The sequence below is a fragment of the Micromonospora echinospora genome (assembly GCF_014203425.1).
GTDB lineage: Bacteria > Actinomycetota > Actinomycetes > Mycobacteriales > Micromonosporaceae > Micromonospora > Micromonospora echinospora_A.
The window spans coordinates 6,512,016-6,531,463 of the sequence record NZ_JACHJC010000001.1; the positions used below are offsets into that span (position 1 = coordinate 6,512,016).

A 19,448-nucleotide genomic window follows, 5' to 3' on the forward strand; every position below is an offset into this window, starting at 1 on the left:
GGGCTCAGAAGCCGGCGGTGATGCCGGTGAACTCCCAGGTGTTCTGCGCGATGCCGGAACAGTTGGCGACCACGCCGCCACCCGGGCAGGGCCGGTCCCGGTTGACCGACCAGAACGTGAACCGCGCCAGGCCGCGCGCCTTGGCCCAGTCGCGGATCTGCGTCCAGGTGGCCGGCGAGGTCAGTTCCTGCTGGTCGGAGAGGCCGTTCATCCCGGACAGGCCCATGTGCGCGTACGCGGTGGCGTCCGACCAGCCGAACGCGTTCTTCAGCGCGGTCTTCAGGCCCTCGGCCGCGTTCACCGTGTTCTGGTACATGTTCGCGCCGCCGCCGAAGTCGAACGGCATGATGGTGAACACGTCGATCCCGGCGCCCTTGGCCGCCGCCTGGTTGATCAGCCGGGTGCCGTAGTACGACGGCCCGGTGGTCGAGGTGCCGAACGTGATGATGGTCTTGATCCCCGGGTTGTTCTGCTTGACGATCTTCAGGGCGTCCAGGATGCGGTCCTGCACCACCTCGTTCTCGAACTCGTCGCTGTTCTCGATGTCGATGTCGATGGCCTTAAGCCCGTACGCGTTGATGACCTGCTGGTACGCGCCGGCCAGCGCGGCGGCGGACGAGCAGTTCGGGCCGAGCTTGTTGCCGCTCCACCCGCCGAAGGACGGGATGACGTCGCCGCCGGCCGCCTTGATCGCGGCGATGGTGGCGGCGTGCGTGCCGCCGGTCAGCGGGCCGTTGCCGTCCCAGGCCGGGGTGCAGCCGCCGCCGGAGAGCACGAACGCGATGGTGAACCACTTGATCCCGGTCGCGCCCATGACGGTGGACGGCGCGGGCGGGTCGCCCCAGCCCGGGTAGAGGTAGGGCGCGGCGGCCATCGCGCCCCCGCCGCCACCGGTGCAGCCGCTGGTGGTGGCCGCGACCGCCGCCGACTTCGCCGACTCGCCGCTGCCGTTGTAGGCGGTCACTGTGTAGCTGTGCCCGCTGCACGCGGCCAGCCCGGAGACGGTGGCCGAGGTGCCGGCGACGGTGGCCCTGACCGTGCCGCCCTCGTACACCCGGTAGCCGGTGACGGTGCCGGAGACCGCGTTCCAGGCGAGCGAGACCGACGACGCGGTGGTGCCGGTGACCCGCAGCCCGCCCGGCGTGGCCGGTGCGCCCGGGTTGCCGGGGCTGCCGCCGCCGGTGCAGGAGCCGCCGTTGACTGTGCAGTTGACCGGGTCGCCGGTGCCGCTGACGACGAAGCCGAAGCTGGTGCTGGCGCCGGGGGCGAGCGCGCCGTTCCAGGACTGGTTGACGGCGGTGACGTGCTGGCCGGAGGTGGTCAGCCGGGCGTCCCAGAACGAGCCGAGCGTACTGCCGGCGGGCAGGTCGAACTGGACGTTCCACGAGGAGATGGCGGCGGAGCTGTCGTTGGTGACTGTGAACCGGGCCTCGTACCCGCTGCTCCAGCTGGAGGTGCGGACGAAGGCCGCGGTGGCGGCGGAGGCGGGCGGCGCGGCCAGCAGGGCGCCGGCGACCACTGCGGTGGTCAGCGCGGCGGCGAGCGTCGCCAGGCGGGGGCGGAGTCTCACGGCGTCCTCCAGGGGACGGGCGGGGGTGGAGAGGGATTCACAACCGTCGACGTGTGCCCATTATTAAGAGTGTTAACTGTTTCTGTCCAGCACCGGTTCGACGCGACCCGGGCCGGGGCCCGGGTCGCGTCCCGACCGGGCTCAGCGGCGGAAGGTGAACCAGTTGACGTTGACGAAGTCCGACGGCTGGCCGCTGCTGAACGTCAGGTAGACGGTGTGCCGCCCGGTCACCGCGCTGACGTTGCCCGGCACCGAGCGCCAGGTCTGCCAGCCGCCGGTGTTGCCGACCGCGAAACTGCCGATCGGCGGCGCGGTCGGGCTGTCCACCCGGACCTCCACCAGCCCGCTCACCCCGGACGCCGCTCCGGAGGCCACCCGGGCCACGAAGTCGCGCGGCGGCGTGGAGCCGAAGTCGACGTTGTCGTAGCGGGCCCAGTCGCCGTTGGCGAGCCAGCCGATGTCCTGGCCACCCTCGGCGCACGTCTCCACCTGCACGCCGTTTTGCGCGTTGAACGACTCGGCCTGGATCGTCGCGTACGCGTCGCGCACCCCGCCCGGCGGCGGCGTGGTCGGGGTCGGCGACGGATTGCTCCCGCCACCCCGGGTGTAGACGGCCACGTAGTCGACGAGCATCGACCGGCCCGACACGGTCGACGCGGTGGGCGTCGCCGATCCGGCCACGCCGTCCGGGAAGCCGCCGCCCATCGCCACGTTGAGCAGCAGGAAGTAGCCGGCGTGGCTGGTCATCTGACTCCAGTACGGCTCACCGATCTGGTTCTGCCCGACGGTGTGGAAGAGCTGGCCGTCGACGTACCAGCGCAGTTGCTGCGGGCTGACCGAGGCGTCCCACTCGAACCGGTAGGTGTGGAACGCCGACTGGCAGGTGCTGCCCGGGCAGGCCCGGGACGCGCCGATGCCGTTGAACTCCCCGCACGGGCCGCCCGGCGCGACACCGCAGTGCAGCACGCCCCAGACCGAGTTGATCCCGTTGACGTTCTCCATCACGTCGAACTCGCCGATGCCCGGCCAGTTCTGGTAGTTGCCCCGGTACGGCGAGCCGAGCGCCCAGAACGCCGGCCAGTACCCGGACGCCGCCGCGCCTGTCACGTTCGGCATCTGGATCCGGCCCTCCAGGGCCAGCACGCCGCCGGCCGGCGCCTTGAAGTTCGAACGCACCGTCTCGATCCGGGCCGAGGTCCAGCGGCCGGCCGAGTCGCGCAGCGGCGTGATGCGCAGGTTGCCCGAGCCGTCGTGGGCCAGATTGGCGGTGCTGGAGGTGTAGGTCTGGATCTCGCCGGTGCCCCAGTTGGCCGGTCCGCCCGGGTAGCTGGTGCCGGTGTCGATGATCCAGTTGGCGGACGAGGGCAGCGTGCCGGCCGAGCCGGTGAAGTCGTCGCTCCACACCAGGCTCCAGCCCGACGGCGTCGGCGGCACTGCCGCCTGGGCGGTCATCGAGACGCCCGCGAGCGCTGTGGTGAGCGCCAGGACGCCCGCGGCGAGGGCAAGGCGGCGGCGTGCTCGGGGCACGGTGGCGGAGGCGGCCGGAGCCGCCGGGATCGGGTTCATTCGGGGTGCCTCTCTGCGGGGGACGGGTCCGGGAGAGCGCTCTCTGAGGCGATTTCTACGCCCCGCCCCCGCACTTGTCAACGCTTGTCGATGGCTGCCGCCGGCTGCGGGCGACGCAGCACCACCTGCTCCAGCGCGGTCCACGCCGTGGTGGTGACCAGATAGAGCACGGCCGCCAGCGGCACCACGAGCGCCACCAGCACCGTGCCGTACGGCAGCAGCGGCAGCAGCCGCCCGAGCACCGCCGCGCCCGGACCCTCGGTGGGCGTCCCGGCCACCGTGCCGGTGGCGGCCGCCGCCCGGCGCATCCGCCGCGACGACCACCAGGCCAGCGCGAGCAGCGCGGCCAGCAGCACCCCGAACACCAGCGGCACCGGGCCGGACAGCCCGTCGCCGAGGTGCCACCCCAGCGGTACGCCGGCGAGCCGCTCCCCCAGCAGCTGCGGCGCGCCGTCACCGGTGGCGAACACGCGGTACATGACCAGGAAGAACGGCGCCTGCAACAGCGCCGGCAGGCAGCCCGCGACGGGACTGGCCCCGGCGTTGCGGTAGAGCGCGAGCACCTCGCTCTGCAGGCGGGCCGGATCGTCGGCGTACCGGCGCTGGAGTTCCCGCACCTCGGGGGCGAGCGCGGTACGACGCCGCTCCCCGCGGACCTGGGCCACTGTCAGCGGCGAGATCAGCAGCCGGACGGCGGCGGTGAACAGGACGATGGCGGCGGCCGTAGCGGCGCCGCCGGTGAGCGGGGCGAGCACGTCGGCGAGCCAGGTGACGACGGTGGCCGCGGCCGAGGCCGCGGAGTGCAACGGTGCGAAGGCGAGCATGGGTGGACCCCTCGGTGGCGATTCCGGGTGTCCCGGGCGGCGACGTGCCGCGCGGCGGGACGGATGACGACGGAATCGGCCGCGAAAGCCGGGGCACAGGTGCCGGCGACCCGCCGATGCGGGCCGGGCGGTGGCTACGCGGCCGAGGGGCGCAGCCCCGGCGCGCGGGGGCGCGGACGGCCCGGGGCGTCGGGGTCGACCTGCCGGGGCACCCCGCGACGGCGGGCCCGGGCCCGCAGCGCGGCGGCGAACCGGGTGCCGGGCGGCGCGGGCAGTGCGCGGACCCGCAGCGCGAGCAGGGTGGCCAGCAGCAGCGCGGCGACGACCGCCGCGCCGGCGAGCAGCCCGACCGGCCGGTCGGCGAACAGGGCGAGGGCGTACGCCCACGTCCCCGTCAGCACCGCCAGCATCCCCGCCACGCGACCACGGTAGCCCGCCGTGTCACGCCCTGCTGCCCCCTGCGCGCACACCGGCGGCGCGCGGCCCCGAACGGACGAACCGGCGCCGACACGCCGCCCGGCGCGTTTCCCGGCACGGACACGGTGGGTAACAGGGCCTCGACCACGCGGCACGGTGCCGCGAGCGGTCCGGAGAGACGGTGGTGACGATGAGCGGCTCAGTGGCGGAGCGGGAACGGAGCGCCGAGACCGGCGGGACCGACCTGCTGACAGTCGGCGTCGAGGAGGAGTTCCTGCTCGCCGACCCGCACACCGGCACCGCCGTGCCCGCCGTCGACCTGGTCATGGAGCAGGTGCCGGCGGAGCTGCGCGGCCAGGTGGAGCGCGAGTTCCAGACCAGCCAGATCGAGATCGGCAGCCCGCCTGGGCTCGACCTGTCCTCGATCCGGCACTCGCTGTCGATGCTCCGCGCCGAGCTGGCCGACGCGGCCGAGCGGGCCGGCGTACGGCTGCTCGCGATCGGCACCGGACCGGTCGACGGGCCGGTGCCGCCGGTGGTGGACAAGCCCCGCTTCGACCGGATGATCGAGCGGTTCCGGCTCCTGGTGCCCGGCCCCGGCAACAACGGCATGCACGTGCACGTGGGCATCCCGGACCCGGACACCGGCGTGCAGGTGCTCAACCACGTCCGGCCGTGGCTGCCGATCCTGCAGGCGGTCACCGCGAACTCCCCGTTCGCCCGGGGCGAGGACACCGGGTACGCGAGCTGGCGCTCGGTCGAGTGGGAACGCTGGCCGTCGGTCGCGCCCACCCCGTACCTGGAGTCGCACGAGCACTACGAGCGGCTGATCCGGCAGCTCATCGCCAGCGGCGTGATGCTGGACGAGGGAATGCTCTACTGGTACGCCCGGCTCTCCGCCAAGTACCCCACGGTGGAGATCCGCATCGGCGACGTCTGCCCGTCCGTGGACGACGCGGTGCTCGTCGCCGCGCTGGTCCGCGCGCTCGTCGCCACCGCGCTCACCGACATCGCCGCCGGCCGTCCGGCGGTCAACACCGACCACCACCTGCTGGTGGCGGCGCACTGGCGTGCGGCCCACGACGGGCTGGAGGGCGAGGGCGTCGACCTGACCGACGGTGAGCTGCGCCCGGCCTGGGAGCTGCTGGACCGGCTGGTCGACCGGCTGCGCCCGGAACTGGAACGGCACGGCGACCTGGACCGGGTGACCGACCTGCTGGGCGGGCTGCGCCGGCACGGCAGCGGCGCGGCGCGGCAGCGCGCGGTGTTCGCGCGTACCGGACGGCTCGTCGACGTGGTCACGGACGTGGCACGCCAGACCCGTGGCTGAGCGGCCGCGCGGCCGGGGCCCGGCGTGACAGGATGGGCGGCGTGGCGGAGCGCATGATCGTCATCGGCGGCGACGCCGCCGGCATGTCGGCGGCGTCGCAGGCACGGCGCCGCCGCGACCGGTCCGACCTGGAGATCGTCGCGTTCGAGCGGGGGCACTTCACCTCCTACTCGGCGTGCGGCATCCCCTACTGGGTCAGCGGTGTGGTGCAGGAGCGGGACGAGTTGATCGCCCGCGATCCGAAGACCTTCCGCGACGAGTTCGGCATCGAGGTCCGTACCCGGCACGAGGTCACCGCCATCGACCTGGACCGCCGCGAGGTGCTCGCGCGGGACCTGGACGGCGGCGGCGAGGTCCGCGCCGGTTTCGACACCCTGGTGTACGCCACCGGCGCGTCCCCGGTGCAACCGGACTGGACGCGCGACGACGTGGCCGGGGTGTTCGGTGTGCAGACGCTGGACGACGGCGCGGCGCTCATCCACTGGCTGGAGAGCGAGCCCCGCCCCCGGCGCGCGGTGGTGGTCGGCGGCGGCTACGTCGGCGTCGAGATGGCCGAGGCGCTCGTGCAGCGCGGCCTCTCGGTCCAACTCGTCGAGCAGGCCGACCAGCCGATGGCCACAGTCGACCCGGACATGGGCGAGCTGGTGGCCGAGGCGATGCGCGCCACCGGCATCGGCGTCCGCACCGGCCTCACCGTCACCGGCCTGGAGGAACGGGACGGCCGGATCTCCGCGGTGGTCACCGACGAAGGGCCCGTCCCGGCGGACGTCGTGGTGCTGGGTCTCGGGGTACGCCCCAACACCGCGCTCGCCGAGGCCGCCGGCCTGCCGATCGGCCCCTCCGGCGGCGTCCGGACGGACCGCCGGATGCGGGTGCCGGGCGCGCCCGGCGTCTGGGCGGCCGGTGACTGCGTGGAGTCCCTGCACCGGGTCAGCGGCATGCCCGTGCACGTCCCGCTCGGCACGCACGCCAACAAGCAGGGCCGGGTTGCCGGCATCAACATCGGCGGCGGGTACGCCACCTTCCCCGGCGTGATCGGCACCGCCGTGACCAAGGTCTGCGAACTGGAGGTGGGCCGGACCGGGCTGCGCGAGCGGGACGCGCTGGAGGCCGGCTTCGAGTTCGTCACAGTGCTGGCGCAGTCGACGAACCGGGCCGGCTACTACCCCGGCTCCCGGCCGATGACCGTCAAGCTGCTCGCCGAGCGGCCCAGCGGGCGGTTGCTCGGGGCGCAGATCGTCGGCTGGTCCGAGGCGGCCAAGCGGATCGACGCGCTCGCCGTGGCGCTGTGGAACGGCATGACTGTGGACGAGATGACGGCGCTCGACCTGGGGTACGCGCCGCCGTACGCCCCGGTGTGGGACCCGGTGCTGATCGCCGCCCGCAAGGCCGTCGACGCCCTCGCCGCTGTGTAAGGAAGGGCCCCCTCTTAACGCCTCCGGTAGAGGAAGGGCCCCTTCTTGACACCTGGATTTGTCGGTGCCCGGCGTTAGCGTGTGCGCGCTGCCGGTCCGGCACTTCCCCTCGGAGGTATACCCAGATGTCCCAGGAGACGACCTACCTCGAACTGTCCGAAGTGGACGGTGGAGCGCACAAGTTCTACGAGGTGGTGGTCGACGACACCGCGATGACCGTGCGCTACGGGCGCATCGGCGACCAGGGCCAGGTGAAGACGAGCACCTACCCGGACAACGCCCGCGCCCGCGCCGCCGCCGCGAAGAAGATCGGCGAGAAGGTCCGCAAGGGGTACGCCCCGGCGGTGCCCGGCGTACGCCAGAAGCGGACGGTCTCGCGCCGGCAGATCGTCAGCACCCGCTCCACCGCCCGCACCGCGCCGGTCCTCTGGCGGTACGCCTCGGGCGCCCCCGCCTTCGGCATCTTCGTCGACGACCGGCACTGCATGGTCGGCAACGAGCACGGTGTGATCACCACGCTCGACCACGACGCCCGGCTGGTCAACCAGGTCCGGCTCCCCGACGGGGTGAAGTGCATCGTCGCCGACGACGCCTGGGTCTACGCCGGCTGCGACGACGGCAACGTCTACGACCTGTCCGGCAAGGTGCCGCGCGCGGCGTACGCGATCGCGCCGGAGATCGACATCTACTGGCTGGACATCCACGACGGCGTGCTGGGCGTGTCCGATCGCGACGGCGGCATCGCGGCGGTCGACCACGAGGACGAGTTCCTCTGGCGCCGGCCGGGACGGGGCCGGTCCGCGTGGATGGTGCGCTGCGACGCCGACGCGATCTACCACGGCCACTCGCAGGGGGTCACCGGCTACGACTGGCGTACCGGCCGCGAACTGTGGCACACCGCCACCGGGGCGGTCCTGTTCGGCTGGCAGGAGCGGGACGCCGTGTTCGCCGGCACCGGCACCCGCGAGGTGGTCCGCCTGCGTAAGGACGGCCGGACCGAGCAGACGTACCGCTGCGACGCCGCGGTCTTCTCCTGCGCCACCGCCGAGGGCGGCCGGTACGTGTTCGCGGGCGACAGCGCGTCCTCGATCTACTGCTTCGACCACGCCGGCAACCGGCTGTGGAAGCTGGGCACCGGCTGCGGCTCGGCGTACTCGATGCAGTACCACGACAACCGGCTCTACGTGGTCACCACGAGCGGCCACCTGGCCTGCATCGACGCGAGCGAGGCGGCGATCCGGGCGGCCGAGGCCGGCAGCGTGCCGGACGTGGTCGACGTCAAGGCGCCGGCCCGGCTGCCCGAACCGGCCGCCTGGACGTCTGTCGAGGTGACCACCGACGACCGCGACGGGGTGCTGGTGCAGTGCGTCGATCAGGGCGGTCGGCTGCGCGTCCACGTCCTGGCCGACGGCTACCGGCGGGACTGGCCGGTGCAGTTCCCCAAGGGCATCCGCGAGCCGGGCGCGCGCTTCCTGGTCACCGAGATCCGCGAGTCCGGCCGGGGCGGCTTCTACCGGGCGTACGGGGACATCCGCCGGCTGCGGTGAGCCGCCGGCCGGGTCGGAGGGCGGGTCGGCCGAGGGCCTCGGCCGACCGTCCCGGCGAATCGACAGGTCGACGGGGCAGCCGGCAACGCATCGACGGAGTACGGTACCGACAGGACAACTCTCCGTTACGGGTCGACCTCGGAAGGGGCACCGACATGCGAGTGTGGCGCGTGACTGCGACGGTTCTCCTCCTGCTACCCGGCGGAGTCGCCGCGGCTGCACCTCCCGCAACCGCCGGGCCTACCGCAGCCGCCACGGCTTCCCCGGCCGCCGCGGCGGACCAGACGCCACCGGTGCTTGTGGACGTCACGGTTTCCCCCGACGCGGTCTCCGTCGCGGGCGTCGACCTGGTGCCGGTGACGGTGAGCGCGCACCTGACCGACGACACCGGCGTCGTGCCGAGCACCGAGATGGACGGCACCATGGTGCCGTCGGTCGCTCTGCGTCTCGTCGGTTCCGACCGCGCCGACGGTGCCGAGCTGTCGCTCACCGCCGGCACCCCGCAGGACGGCACCTGGAGCGCGACGATCCAGGTGCCGTCGACCTGGAACGGCACCTGGGAGGTCAGCCGCCTGGTCGCCGTGGACGCCGCCGCCAACCGGCTCGACGTCGACCCGCCCGCCTCGGCGGACACCACCCTCGTCGTCACCGGCACCCACCGGCCCGCTGTCACCATGCGCCTCAGCCCGGATCCGCTGGTCGGTGACGGCCCGCTGACGGTGGAGGGGCGGTTCTACTACGAGGACACCGGCGAGGGCATCGGCAACCAGCCAATCTTCTTCGGCAGCGACAACGCCTGCTGGGAACTTCGCAGCGAGCCAAACGGCACCACCCGGGCCGACGGCACGTTCTCCCGCCTCTACCCGAAGGGCGACCCCTTCGTAAGGTGCGTCGGCATCGTGCGGCCCTCGAACACCGCGGTCGCACCGGACTACATCGTCGTCAGGACTCTCCACCCTCGGGTGAAGCCGATCGTCGCGGTGAAAGCGAACCGCACCACGGTCACTCCGGGCACCACAGTCACCTTCACCGGCATGGTCAAGCCCGCCGCCTCGTGGCAGCTCCAGCTTCAGCAACTTCAGGGCCGGACGTGGCGGAAGGTGGCCGGCACGTCGAGCAATGACCTCGGCGCGTATCGCATGGCCGTCACACCGAAAACGCCCGGCACCCTTCGCTACCGGGTGGTCATTCCCAACCAGGACCCGGCGCTGGTGGGCGTCTCCGAGGTGGTCACCGTACGCGTGTCGACACCCGGCGGCGAGCCGCGGCCCGACGGCGGCGGGGGCGGTGGCGGCGGCACCGCCGGTGGCGGCACCGGCGGGCTTCCGATCACCGGTGCCGCCACCGCCCCGCTGGTGGCCGGCGGCGCGGCTCTCATGATCGTCGGCGCCGGTTTGATGCTGCTGGCTCGCCGACGCCGCCCTACCCAAACCCCGAACGGGCGGTAGGCCGGACGCACGGCCGACCGGACGCACGGTAAGCCGGACGCACCGCAGGCCGGACGCGCGGTAAAGCCGGGCATGATTACCGTCCCGGACGGGCGGTGGACCGACGGGCACGGGCCGGGCACGACGACTTCCCCGGCCCGGCTCCCCGGCGTCAGGTCACACCGACACCCCCGCCCGGCCCACACCCCGCACCAGCCCCTCCATGCCCGCTAGTTGATCAAGGAGTTTGGGACGGGTTCCTCGCGCTCCGGTGACACGAACCCCTTGGTCGACACCGGTGCCGAGCGGTGCCCGCAGGCCAACAGCGCCGAGCTTGATCAACACCAGCTCGCCGAGGTGGTGGCATCAGCGGCTCCGCGACACCACCATCTCGCCGAACTGGTGGTGATCATGGGTGATGATGCCGCCACCTCGGCGAGGTGGTGGGGAGACGCGGCCATCTGGGCCACCTCGTCGCCGGTGAGCAGGTTCGGCGTTCCCTGAGAGGGCCGGGCGGCGCTGGGCGCCTCGCTGGGCCAGGATGGCCGGATGCGGTATGACATTCCCGAGAGCCTGCGCTGGGTCGAGCGGACGGAGACCGGGCGGGCGTGGCTCGCGGAGCTGCCGGACCGGCTCGCCGCGTGCGTCGCGCGGTGGGAGCTGACGATCGGGCCGCCGTTCGGGTACGCGTTCGCGTCCCTCGCGCTGCCCGCGACGATGCCCGACGGGACGCGGGCGGTGCTGAAGCTCCAGTACCCGGACGACGACAGCCGCCACGGGGCCACCGCGTTGGCGCACTGGGACGGCCGGGGCGCGATCCGGCTGCTCGCCCACGACCCGGGCCGGCGCGCGCTGCTGGTCGAGCGCTGCGACCCCGGCACCCCGCTGTACGGCCTGCCGCCCGACGCCGCGCTGGACGTGGCGGTCGAGCTGCTGCCCCGCCTCGGGGTGCCGGCCGGGCCGCCGTTCACTCCGCTCGCCGAGGAGGCGGCCGGCTGGGCGGAGCGGATGCCGGGCAACTGGCGGCGGGCCAACCGCCCGTACGAGCGGCGACTGCTCGACGCCGCGCTCGGACTGCTCACCGAACTGGCGCCGAGCCAGGGTGAGCAGGTGCTGGTCAACCAGGACCTGCATGCCGGCAACATCCTGGCGGCCGGACGCGATCCGTGGCTGGTCATCGACCCGAAGCCGCTCGTCGGCGAGCGGGAGTTCGCTGTGGTGCCGCTGGTGCGCGGCGCCGAACTGGGCCACTCTCCGGCGGCCGTCCGGCACCGGCTCGACCGCCTCAGCGCCGAGCTGGGCCTGGACCGGGAGCGGGTACGCGGCTGGGCGATCGGCCAGACGGTGGCCTGGAGCATCGGCGGCGACCAGGTCTTCCCCGGCAATGTCGAGGCGGCCCGCTGGCTGCTCGACGAGATGTGAGTCAGCCCGCCTGGCAGGTGGGGCACCAGTACAGGTTGCGCCCGGCCAGCGTGCCCCGGCTCACCTCGGTGCCGCAGACGTGGCAGGGCGCGCCGGGGCGGCGGTAGACGTACACCTCGCCACCGTGCCGGTCGACGCGCGGCGCCCGGCCGGTGACCTCCGGCAGGTCGGCGTCGCGCACCGTGTCGATCCGGCCCCGCTCGACCGCGCGGGTCATCAGCGTCACCAGGTCCGCCCAGAGTTCGACCCAGCCAGCCGTGCTCAGGTCGCGGCCCGGCAGCAGCGGCGGCAGGCCGGCCCGGAACAGCGCCTCGGTCACGAAGATCAAGCCGGTGCCGGCCACCACCGACTGGTCCAGCAGCAGCGCGGCGAGCGGGGTGGGGCTGCGCCGGATCCGCGCGTACGCCCGGTCGGGGTCGGCGTCGGTGCGCAGCGGGTCGGGTCCGAGCCGGTCGCGCAGCGCCGCCACCTCGGGCGGGGTCAGCAGTTCGCAGGCGGTCGGGCCACGCAGCTCCAGCCAGTTCCGATCGCTGTGCAGGCGCAGCCGCACCTGCCCGACGGGGGCCGGCGGCTCCCCGGCCCCGTCGGCGAACTTCCCGTACAGCCCCAGGTGGACGTGCAGCGTCAGCTCACCCGCGTAGTGGTGCAGCAGGTGCTTGCCGTACGCCTCGGTGCCGTCCAGGACGGTGCCGCTGAGGCGGGCCGCGCCCTCGGCGAAGCGCCCCTGCGGGCTGTCTGCGTGCACCTTGTCGCCCGCGAACAGCTCGGCGTGCCGGGCGGCGAGGCGGTGGATGGTGTGTCCCTCTGGCACAACGGCCAAGCGTAGTCAGCAGATCGGACCGCCGGCGACGTCGGGTCCTGGGACGACATTGAATCGATGTCCGTCGACTGAAAGACTGGCGGCGGTAGCGCTCGGGAGCCAGTGCGAGCCGCTCGATCTCGCCGGAGGGACAAGCGCGGGGTGATGCGCCACCCCGGTGCCGGGCAGTCCTCTCCGGCGCTCCGCCGTGCCGCTACGGCGGCGACATCGCGGTCCACCACCACTCCGGCGCCGACCGCCCCCGGCGCCCCCAGCTCGGGAGAAACAGATGCTCCGTACGCTCGGCGCGGCACTGGCCGCCGCCCTCACCCTGACCGGCTGGGCCGCCTCGTCCGGCGTCGTCCGGTCGCCCGCCACCACGACGGTGACGCCCGCCATGGCGGCGACGCCGACGCCCATACCCACGCCCACGTTCGCGTGCCCGCCGGCGCTGCCGGTCACCGGCCAGGTGACCGGGGCCACCACGACCAGCCTCACCATCACCTACTGGATGGTGCTCAGCCCGCCCTGCGGCTACGACCCGCCGCTCCTCGTCAGCCTCTTCACCAGCCGCGAGGACGCCACCGCGTGGCGCGACCCGGTGGCCGAGGCGGTCACCGGGCCGGAACGGTCGGGGACGGTGACGATCGGCGGCCTGGCCCCGGGCACCGAGTACTGGTTCCGGTTCGGCGACACCAAGGGGGGACGGGATCCGTACGTCATCGGCGGACCGGCCCGGACGTCGGGAACCTGCTCCGCGACGGCCACCATCGACAGCAGGTGGGGCAGCGGCTTCGTGGCCACGGTGACGGTGCGCAACGACGGCACCGAGCCGGTACCGGGCTGGCTGGTCTCGTGGCGGTGGTCCGGTGACGAGCGCATCCAGTCGATCTGGGGCGGGGTGGCCGAGGGCTCCGGCCAGGACGTCGCGGTCCGTAACGCCTCCTGGAACGGCACGCTGGCGCCCGGCGCTTCGACCACGTTCGGCCTGCTCGTGGCGGCCAGCGCGGCGCCCGCCACCATAACGCCGGTCTGCGGGCGGTGACCGGCATGGGGTGGAAGACGCGACCCGGCGGCACCGGCCGCCTCTTGGCGGCCGGGCTGGCGCTCACGGTGGCCCTGGCGGCGACGGTGCTGGGACCGGCGGCGGGCGCGCTGGCGGCGCCGGTGACGGTCACCAACGGCACCCAGTTCACCGACACCACCGGCGCCGTGGTGCACGCCCACGGCGGCGGCGTCCTCAAGGTCGGCGACTACTACTACTGGTTCGGCGAGAACCGCAACCCGGACAACACGTTCCGGGCGGTCTCCGTCTACCGCTCGACGGACCTGCGCACCTGGGAGTTCCGCAACAACGTGCTCACCCAGTCGTCGGCGGCCGAACTACGTGTCTCCAACATCGAACGGCCGAAGGTCATCTACAACGCCGCCACCGGCCGGTTCGTGATGTGGATGCACAAGGAGAACGGGTCCGACTACAACGAGGCGCGGGCGGCGGTCGCCTCGTCGTCCACTGTGGACGGCGCCTACACGTACCAAGGCAGCTTCCGGCCGTTCGGACAGCACATGTCCCGCGACATCACGCTCTACAACGACAACGGCACCGCGTACATGATCTCGGCCGCCGACGACAACTACGACCTGAACATCTACCGGCTCACGTCGGACTACCTCAACGTGGCCACTCTGGTGGGCAACTTCTGGGACGGCGCGCACCGCGAGGCGCCGGCGATGTTCAAGCGGGGCAGCACCTACTTCCTGCTGACGTCGGGGGCGACGGGCTGGAGCCCGAACCAGGCCCGGTACGCCACCGCGCCCAGCATCTCGGGACCGTGGAGCGGCTGGACCGACGTGGGCAACGGCACCACGTTCAACTCGCAGCCGGCGTTCGTGCTGCCGATCCAGGGCACCTCCGGCACCAGCTACCTCTATCTGGGTGACAGGTGGGCCGGAGCGTGGGGCGGCCCGGCCAACGACTCCCAGTACGTGTGGCTGCCGATCAGCTTCCCGACCGCCACCAGCATGAGCCTGACCTGGTACCCGTCCGTCACCGTCGACACGGCGGCGGGCACCGTCACCGGCAACTCGCCCGCGTACCACCGCGTCACGGCCCGGCACAGCGGCCGGGTGCTGGACGTGATCAACGGCTCCACGGCTAACAACGCCGAGGTCAAGCAGTGGAGCTGGAACGGCGGCGGGAACCAGAGGTGGGAGTTCCAGGACGCCGGCGGCGGCTGGTTCCGCCTCGTCAACGCCGCCAGCGGAAAGTGTCTCGACGTCGCCAACGCGAGCACCGCCGACGGCGCCAACATCATCCAGTACACCTGCGGCAGCGGCGCCAACCAGCAGTGGCAGTGGGCCGCGCGCGACGGCTGGTTCCAGCTGCGGGCCCGGCACAGCGGCAAGTGCCTGGACGTGGTCAACGCCGGCACCGGCGACGGCGCGGACGTCCAGCAGTACACCTGCGGTGCGGGCACCAACCAGCAGTGGTCACGCACCGTGTCCTGACCGGCGGCGATCTCCGCACGCTCCGGCCGGGTCGTCGGAGCGTGCGGAGCGACCGCGGGTGTCGATTTCGGCACACCTGGGTACTTCCTTCCTGTCATGCGCGGCCTCCGCGCCTGGATCAGGAGGTGCCATCGTGAATATCTTGTCCCGCCGGAACCCTCCGGCGACCAGTACCGATACCAACGGCGACGGCGTGGTCGACGAGCGCGACCGGACTGCCGAGCAGCCGGCCGACCGGCCCGTGGTCACCGACCGCGACGAGGAGCGGACCACGTACCGCAGCGCCGCCACCGCCACCGACGACGAGCGCGACCGGGAGGCGGCGACCGGCCGGGACGCACGCGACCTCGGCGCCGCCACCACCGACGGCCGGACGGCGACGACCGACGGCCGGACCGTGGCGGCCGACGACGAGCGGGACGCGGAGGCGCGGCGGCGGGCCGCGGACCGGGGCGCGGCGGCGCGTGCGGTCACCGGCCGCCGGACCGACGCCGACACGCGGACCGTTCCGGTGACCGACGCGCGGACTGCCGGCGCGGCGCCCGCCGTCGAGCGCACCACCGACCTGGACCGCGACGGCCGTGCCGACCGTACCGACCTGGACCGCGACGGCCGCCCGGACCGCACCGACCTGGACCGGGACGGCCGCCCCGACGGTACGGACACCGACGGCGACGGCCGGGTGGACCGGCCGGAGCCGTACACCACGAAGCGTCCCCGGGCCAGCCTGCTCGCCACGCTCGGCCTGATCGTGTCGGTGGTCGGCGCGCTGTTCGTGCTCTCCGGCACGCTCGCCGGGTACGGCATCGGCGTCGGCGCGGCCGGCGCCGTGTTGGCGGTGCTGGGCCTGATCGCCACCCGTCGCCGGCACGTGGCGGGCAAGACCGACGCGCTGATCGGCATCGTGGTCGGCCTGGCCGCTGTGGTGCTCGGCATCGTGGCGATGACCGGCCAGTTCGACTGGCCGACCACCGACGGCGACTGGGTGGGCCGCTTCCGCGAGTGGCTTGACTCACAGTTTGGCAGCTGGTTCTGACGGGCACAGTCCCGATCGCCGGCAGGGCCGGCGAGCCCGATCAGTTCTGGTGGTTCACCGGACGGGCAACACCTCTTTCGGGGGCGGCGGTTCGCCGCCCCCGAAGTGTGTCCGGCGTCGGCGCAATGATCGTTCGCTGCTGAGCGCTTCAACGCAACGATTCGCTGCCGAACGCAACTTCTCGCGGTGGATATCGTCTACCTGGGCCGCATAACGTTGGACCACGGCGCCAGCCCGTGGGCCGACGGTGGCCGGGCGCGCCCGACCCTGGGAGCACGACATGACGATGGACGCCATCCGCCAGCGCTTTTTGATGTGCCGGCCGACGTACTTCGCCGTCGACTACGCGATCAACCCGTGGATGGACCCGACCGCCCCGGTCGACGCCGACCTGGCGATCCGGCAGTGGGAGCAGCTTTGCCGCACGTACCTCGACCTGGGCCACGAGGTCGAGCTGATCGAGCCGGTCGCCGGCCTGCCGGACATGGTCTTCGCCGCGAACGGCGGCACCGTGATCGACGACAAGGCCATGGCGGTGCAGTTCCGCGACCCGCAGCGCGCCGACGAGGCGCCCGCGTACCGGGCCTGGTTCGAGGCCGCCGGCTTCGAGATGTACGACCCGAAGCACGTCAACGAGGGCGAGGGCGACGTCCTGCTGGCCGGTGACCACCTGCTCGCCGGCACCGGGTTCCGCACCGCGCACGCCTCGCACGCACAGCTCCAGGAGACCTTCGGCTACCCGGTGGTGACCATGCAGCTGGTGGACCCCCGCTTCTATCACCTGGACACCGCGCTCACCGTGCTCGACGAGCGCACCGTGGCGTACCTGCCGGAGGCGTTCTCCCCCGGCAGCCGGGCGGTGCTGCGCCGGCTGTTCCCGGACGCCATCCACGCCACCATGGCCGACGCCGAGGTGCTGGGGCTGAACGCGGTCAGCGACGGCCGGCACGTGGTGCTGCCCGCGCAGGCCACCGACCTCGCCGCGAAGCTGCGCGACCGGGGCTACGAGACCATCGGCATCGACCTGTCCGAGCTGCGCAAGGCCGGCGGCGGACCGAAGTGCTGCACGTTGCGACTCCGTCAGGGAAAGGCGAGCAAGTGATCATCGACGACATGCTGCGGACTCCGTCCGCGGTCCGGGACGCGGAGCGTCACACGGCGCACAACTACCACCCGCTGCCCGTGGTGATCTCGTCGGCCGAGGGCGCCTGGCTGACCGACGTGGACGGCCGCCGCTACCTGGACTGCCTGGCGGGATACTCGGCGCTGAACTTCGGCCATCGGCACCCGAAGCTGATCGAGGCCGCCCACGCGCAGCTCGACCGGCTCACGCTCACCAGCCGGGCGTTCATCCACGACCAGTTCGCCGACTTCTGCCGGGAGCTGGCCGCGCTCTGCGGCAAGGACCTGGTGCTGCCGATGAACACCGGCGCCGAGGCGGTGGAGACCGGCATCAAGGTCGCCCGCAAGTGGGGCTACCAGGTCAAGGGCGTCACGCCGGGCCAGGCCAACATCGTGGTGGCGGAGGGCAACTTCCACGGTCGTACGACCACCATCGTCAGCTTCTCCACCGACGAGGACGCGCGCGCCGACTTCGGGCCGTACACCCCGGGTTTCACAGTGGTCCCCTACGGCGACCTGGCCGCGCTGACCGAGGCGATCGACGAGAACACGGTGGCCGTGCTGCTGGAGCCGATCCAGGGTGAGCAGGGCGTCGTGGTGCCGCCGGAGGGTTACCTGCCGGGCGTGCGCCGGGTCTGCACCGAGCGGAACGTGCTGTTCGTCGCCGACGAGATCCAGTCGGGTCTGGGGCGCACCGGCGCGACGTTCGCCTGCGAGCACGAGGGCGTCGAGCCGGACATGTACCTGCTGGGCAAGGCGCTCGGCGGCGGCATCGTGCCGGTCTCGGCGGTGGCCGCGAACGCCGACGTGCTCGGCGTGCTCCGGCCGGGCCAGCACGGCTCGACGTTCGGCGGCAACCCGCTTGCGTGCGCGGTCGCGACCGAGGTGGTCCGGCTGCTGGCCACCGGCGAGTTCCAGCGGCGCTCGGCCGAGCTGGGTGAGCGGCTGCACGCCGGCCTGCGCGGCCTGATCGGCAAGGGCCTGGTGGCGGTACGCGGGCGCGGCCTGTGGGCCGGGCTGGACATCGACCCGGAGCTGATGACCGGCCGGCAGGCGTGCGAGCTGCTGATGGAGCGGGGTGTGCTCGCCAAGGACACGCACGGCTCGACCATCCGGCTCGCCCCGCCGCTGGTGATCACCGAGGACGAGATCGACCACGCGGTGGCGCAGCTCGCCGCCGTGCTGGCCGCCTGAGGTCGTACGCGAGAAGGCGCCGGGACCACGACGGTCCCGGCGCCTTCGCACGCGGGTCACTGACGCGGCAGCCGCATCGCCATGGTCGGCGCCTCGGCCATCACCGAGTTCGGGGTGTACGTGGCGTCGCTGCTCATCTGTGCGGCGCGGCCCACCTGCACACCCGGGTACAGCTCGACCAGGTCACCCTCGCCGAGCACCCGGGACTGCTGCGGAGGCAGGGCGATCCGCTCGTTCTCCGCCATCGAGCCGCCCGGTCGCACGCCGGAGCCGTTGGTGCTGGTGTCGGTGACCACCACCTCGCCCACCCGCAGCTCCAACCGGATGTGGCTGCGGCTGATCCAGCGCCGGGCCTCGTCGTTGAGCCACTGGCCGAGGGTCACCGCGCCCGGCCCTTCCGGCGCCCGGCCGACCGGCACCGGCTCGGTCTCGGTGAGCACGAACCGCTTGCGGACCAGCCCACCGATGCGCACCGCGAGCACCTCGGCACGTGGGCGCGGACCGGCGTCGGAGAGCCGCGCGCCGTGCCGGGGGCAGGTCGGCGCGCCGGTGCGCAGCGTGGGCGGCGGCTGCTCGGCCGGCACCCGGTCCACGGCGGCCAGGTCGGCGAACGCGCCGCCGCCCCCGCCGCCGCCGAACAGCGCGCAACCCGGCTCGGGGCAGCGCCACTTCCGGGAGAGCAGCTTGACACCCGCCGGTGAGCGGCTGCCGGTGGCCGGGTCCTGGCCGCCGCCGACGTGCGCGATGAAGACCGGCCCACCGGCGCCGGGCACCGGGGCGAGCACGCGGCCCGCCTGCCCGACCCACGGGTACCGGCCGACGAGGCCGTCCAGCCGGGCCCGGGTGAGCACCGGCAGGCCCAGCAGGTCGGCCACCTCAAGCATCCGGTCACCGGGCTGATCGAGCACCTCCACCAGGCCGTCGTCGGCCCAGCGGCGGACCACCATCCGCTCGTTGGAGGTCAGGTCGGCGTCGGACAGCAGCGCCCGGTGCACGATCGCGTAGACCGGGACGCTGTCCTCGCCGATCTGCCGGGACAGCGCGTCGATCACCATGCCGAGCCGCAGCAGGCTGGCCGGCCGACCGCCGTCCAGGTTCTGCCAGCGGATGACCTCGGCCAGGTCGACCACGGCCCGGGCCAGCGACGGATCGGTGCAGACCCGTCCCTCGATGGCGTCGAGCACCTTGCTGATCTCGAATCTCATGCCGCAGCTCCGCACGATGTCGTCCCGTGACGCGGCCGGGGCCGTCGGCCCCGGCGCGCCGCGCGC

The 19,448-nt window shown here is 73.2% G+C and carries 17 protein-coding genes; 11 read left to right on the top strand and 6 right to left on the bottom strand.

Annotation, left to right across the window (positions count from 1 at the left end; all coding sequences use genetic code 11):
• Window positions 1–4: 4 nt before the first annotated feature.
• The 4 genes from FHU28_RS29290 to FHU28_RS29305 all read right to left on the bottom strand — a co-directional run bounded on the left by FHU28_RS29290 (window position 5) and on the right by FHU28_RS29305 (window position 4,370).
• Complete coding sequence (locus FHU28_RS29290; protein WP_184688121.1) at window positions 5–1,570, bottom strand: cellulose binding domain-containing protein; 1,566 nt, start codon at window positions 1,568–1,570, stop codon at window positions 5–7.
• Between the two features lie 141 nt (window positions 1,571–1,711).
• On the bottom strand, window positions 1,712–3,136 hold the full coding sequence (locus FHU28_RS29295; protein ID WP_184688124.1) for a carbohydrate-binding protein: 1,425 nt from the start codon (window positions 3,134–3,136) through the stop codon (window positions 1,712–1,714).
• Between the two features lie 77 nt (window positions 3,137–3,213).
• Window positions 3,214–3,960: a YidC/Oxa1 family membrane protein insertase gene (locus FHU28_RS29300; protein WP_184688126.1), complete on the bottom strand. Its 747-nt coding sequence runs from the start codon at window positions 3,958–3,960 to the stop codon at window positions 3,214–3,216.
• Window positions 3,961–4,094: 134 nt separating this feature from the next.
• Complete coding sequence (locus FHU28_RS29305; protein WP_184690024.1) at window positions 4,095–4,370, bottom strand: DUF6412 domain-containing protein; 276 nt, start codon at window positions 4,368–4,370, stop codon at window positions 4,095–4,097.
• Window positions 4,371–4,558: 188 nt separating this feature from the next.
• Here FHU28_RS29305 and FHU28_RS29310 point away from each other — a divergent pair, with 188 nt between their 5' ends.
• From FHU28_RS29310 to FHU28_RS29335, 6 genes are all read left to right on the top strand, one after another.
• Complete coding sequence (locus tag FHU28_RS29310) at window positions 4,559–5,707, top strand: carboxylate-amine ligase (protein ID WP_184688128.1); 1,149 nt, start codon at window positions 4,559–4,561, stop codon at window positions 5,705–5,707.
• A gap of 41 nt (window positions 5,708–5,748) precedes the next feature.
• Window positions 5,749–7,122: an FAD-dependent oxidoreductase gene (locus FHU28_RS29315; RefSeq protein WP_184688131.1), complete on the top strand. Its 1,374-nt coding sequence runs from the start codon at window positions 5,749–5,751 to the stop codon at window positions 7,120–7,122.
• Window positions 7,123–7,247: 125 nt separating this feature from the next.
• Window positions 7,248–8,669, top strand: coding sequence for a WGR domain-containing protein (locus tag FHU28_RS29320; RefSeq protein ID WP_184688133.1), 1,422 nt, complete (start codon window positions 7,248–7,250; stop codon window positions 8,667–8,669).
• A gap of 293 nt (window positions 8,670–8,962) precedes the next feature.
• Window positions 8,963–10,117 carry a hypothetical protein gene (locus tag FHU28_RS29325; RefSeq protein WP_184688136.1) on the top strand — a complete coding sequence of 385 codons (1,155 nt, stop codon included), beginning with the start codon at window positions 8,963–8,965 and terminating at the stop codon, window positions 10,115–10,117.
• Window positions 10,118–10,330: 213 nt separating this feature from the next.
• Window positions 10,331–10,600 carry a hypothetical protein gene (locus FHU28_RS29330; protein WP_184688138.1) on the top strand — a complete coding sequence of 90 codons (270 nt, stop codon included), beginning with the start codon at window positions 10,331–10,333 and terminating at the stop codon, window positions 10,598–10,600.
• 45 nt (window positions 10,601–10,645) lie between these two features.
• The gene (locus FHU28_RS29335) at window positions 10,646–11,518 is read left to right on the top strand and encodes an aminoglycoside phosphotransferase family protein (RefSeq protein ID WP_184688141.1); all 873 of its coding nucleotides are present in this window, start codon (window positions 10,646–10,648) and stop codon (window positions 11,516–11,518) included.
• A 1-nt stretch (window position 11,519) separates the two neighbouring features.
• Here the strand turns inward: FHU28_RS29335 and FHU28_RS29340 are convergent, their stop codons facing one another.
• The gene (locus tag FHU28_RS29340; RefSeq protein ID WP_184688142.1) at window positions 11,520–12,329 is read right to left on the bottom strand and encodes an Fpg/Nei family DNA glycosylase; all 810 of its coding nucleotides are present in this window, start codon (window positions 12,327–12,329) and stop codon (window positions 11,520–11,522) included.
• 277 nt (window positions 12,330–12,606) lie between these two features.
• Here FHU28_RS29340 and FHU28_RS29345 point away from each other — a divergent pair, with 277 nt between their 5' ends.
• From FHU28_RS29345 to rocD, 5 genes are all read left to right on the top strand, one after another.
• On the top strand, window positions 12,607–13,362 hold the full coding sequence (locus FHU28_RS29345; RefSeq protein ID WP_184688144.1) for a cellulose binding domain-containing protein: 756 nt from the start codon (window positions 12,607–12,609) through the stop codon (window positions 13,360–13,362).
• A 5-nt stretch (window positions 13,363–13,367) separates the two neighbouring features.
• The gene (locus FHU28_RS29350) at window positions 13,368–14,825 is read left to right on the top strand and encodes an RICIN domain-containing protein (protein WP_184688146.1); all 1,458 of its coding nucleotides are present in this window, start codon (window positions 13,368–13,370) and stop codon (window positions 14,823–14,825) included.
• 133 nt (window positions 14,826–14,958) lie between these two features.
• Complete coding sequence (locus FHU28_RS29355) at window positions 14,959–15,861, top strand: thrombospondin (RefSeq protein WP_184688147.1); 903 nt, start codon at window positions 14,959–14,961, stop codon at window positions 15,859–15,861.
• 286 nt (window positions 15,862–16,147) lie between these two features.
• On the top strand, window positions 16,148–16,963 hold the full coding sequence (gene ddaH, locus FHU28_RS29360; protein ID WP_184690026.1) for a dimethylargininase: 816 nt from the start codon (window positions 16,148–16,150) through the stop codon (window positions 16,961–16,963).
• Window positions 16,963–18,177, top strand: a complete 1,215-nt coding sequence (gene rocD / locus FHU28_RS29365) for an ornithine--oxo-acid transaminase (protein WP_184690028.1) — start codon at window positions 16,963–16,965, stop codon at window positions 18,175–18,177. The genes ddaH and rocD overlap by 1 nt, the downstream gene beginning before the upstream one ends.
• 56 nt (window positions 18,178–18,233) lie before the next feature.
• Here rocD and FHU28_RS29370 read toward each other — a convergent pair whose 3' ends face one another.
• Complete coding sequence (locus FHU28_RS29370) at window positions 18,234–19,382, bottom strand: FHA domain-containing protein (RefSeq protein WP_184688149.1); 1,149 nt, start codon at window positions 19,380–19,382, stop codon at window positions 18,234–18,236.
• Between the last annotated feature and the right edge of the window lie 66 nt (window positions 19,383–19,448).

Coding starts and splice junctions, on each gene's coding strand:
- ddaH (WP_184690026.1), top strand. CDS start 16,148: ATGGACGCCATCCGCCAGCGCTTTTTGATGTGCCGGCCGACGTACTTC.
- FHU28_RS29320 (WP_184688133.1), top strand. CDS start 7,248: ATGTCCCAGGAGACGACCTACCTCGAACTGTCCGAAGTGGACGGTGGA.
- FHU28_RS29370 (WP_184688149.1), bottom strand. CDS start 19,382: ATGAGATTCGAGATCAGCAAGGTGCTCGACGCCATCGAGGGACGGGTC.
- FHU28_RS29295 (WP_184688124.1), bottom strand. CDS start 3,136: ATGAACCCGATCCCGGCGGCTCCGGCCGCCTCCGCCACCGTGCCCCGA.
- FHU28_RS29300 (WP_184688126.1), bottom strand. CDS start 3,960: ATGCTCGCCTTCGCACCGTTGCACTCCGCGGCCTCGGCCGCGGCCACC.
- FHU28_RS29345 (WP_184688144.1), top strand. CDS start 12,607: ATGCTCCGTACGCTCGGCGCGGCACTGGCCGCCGCCCTCACCCTGACC.
- FHU28_RS29305 (WP_184690024.1), bottom strand. CDS start 4,370: ATGCTGGCGGTGCTGACGGGGACGTGGGCGTACGCCCTCGCCCTGTTC.
- FHU28_RS29335 (WP_184688141.1), top strand. CDS start 10,646: ATGCGGTATGACATTCCCGAGAGCCTGCGCTGGGTCGAGCGGACGGAG.
- FHU28_RS29350 (WP_184688146.1), top strand. CDS start 13,368: ATGGGGTGGAAGACGCGACCCGGCGGCACCGGCCGCCTCTTGGCGGCC.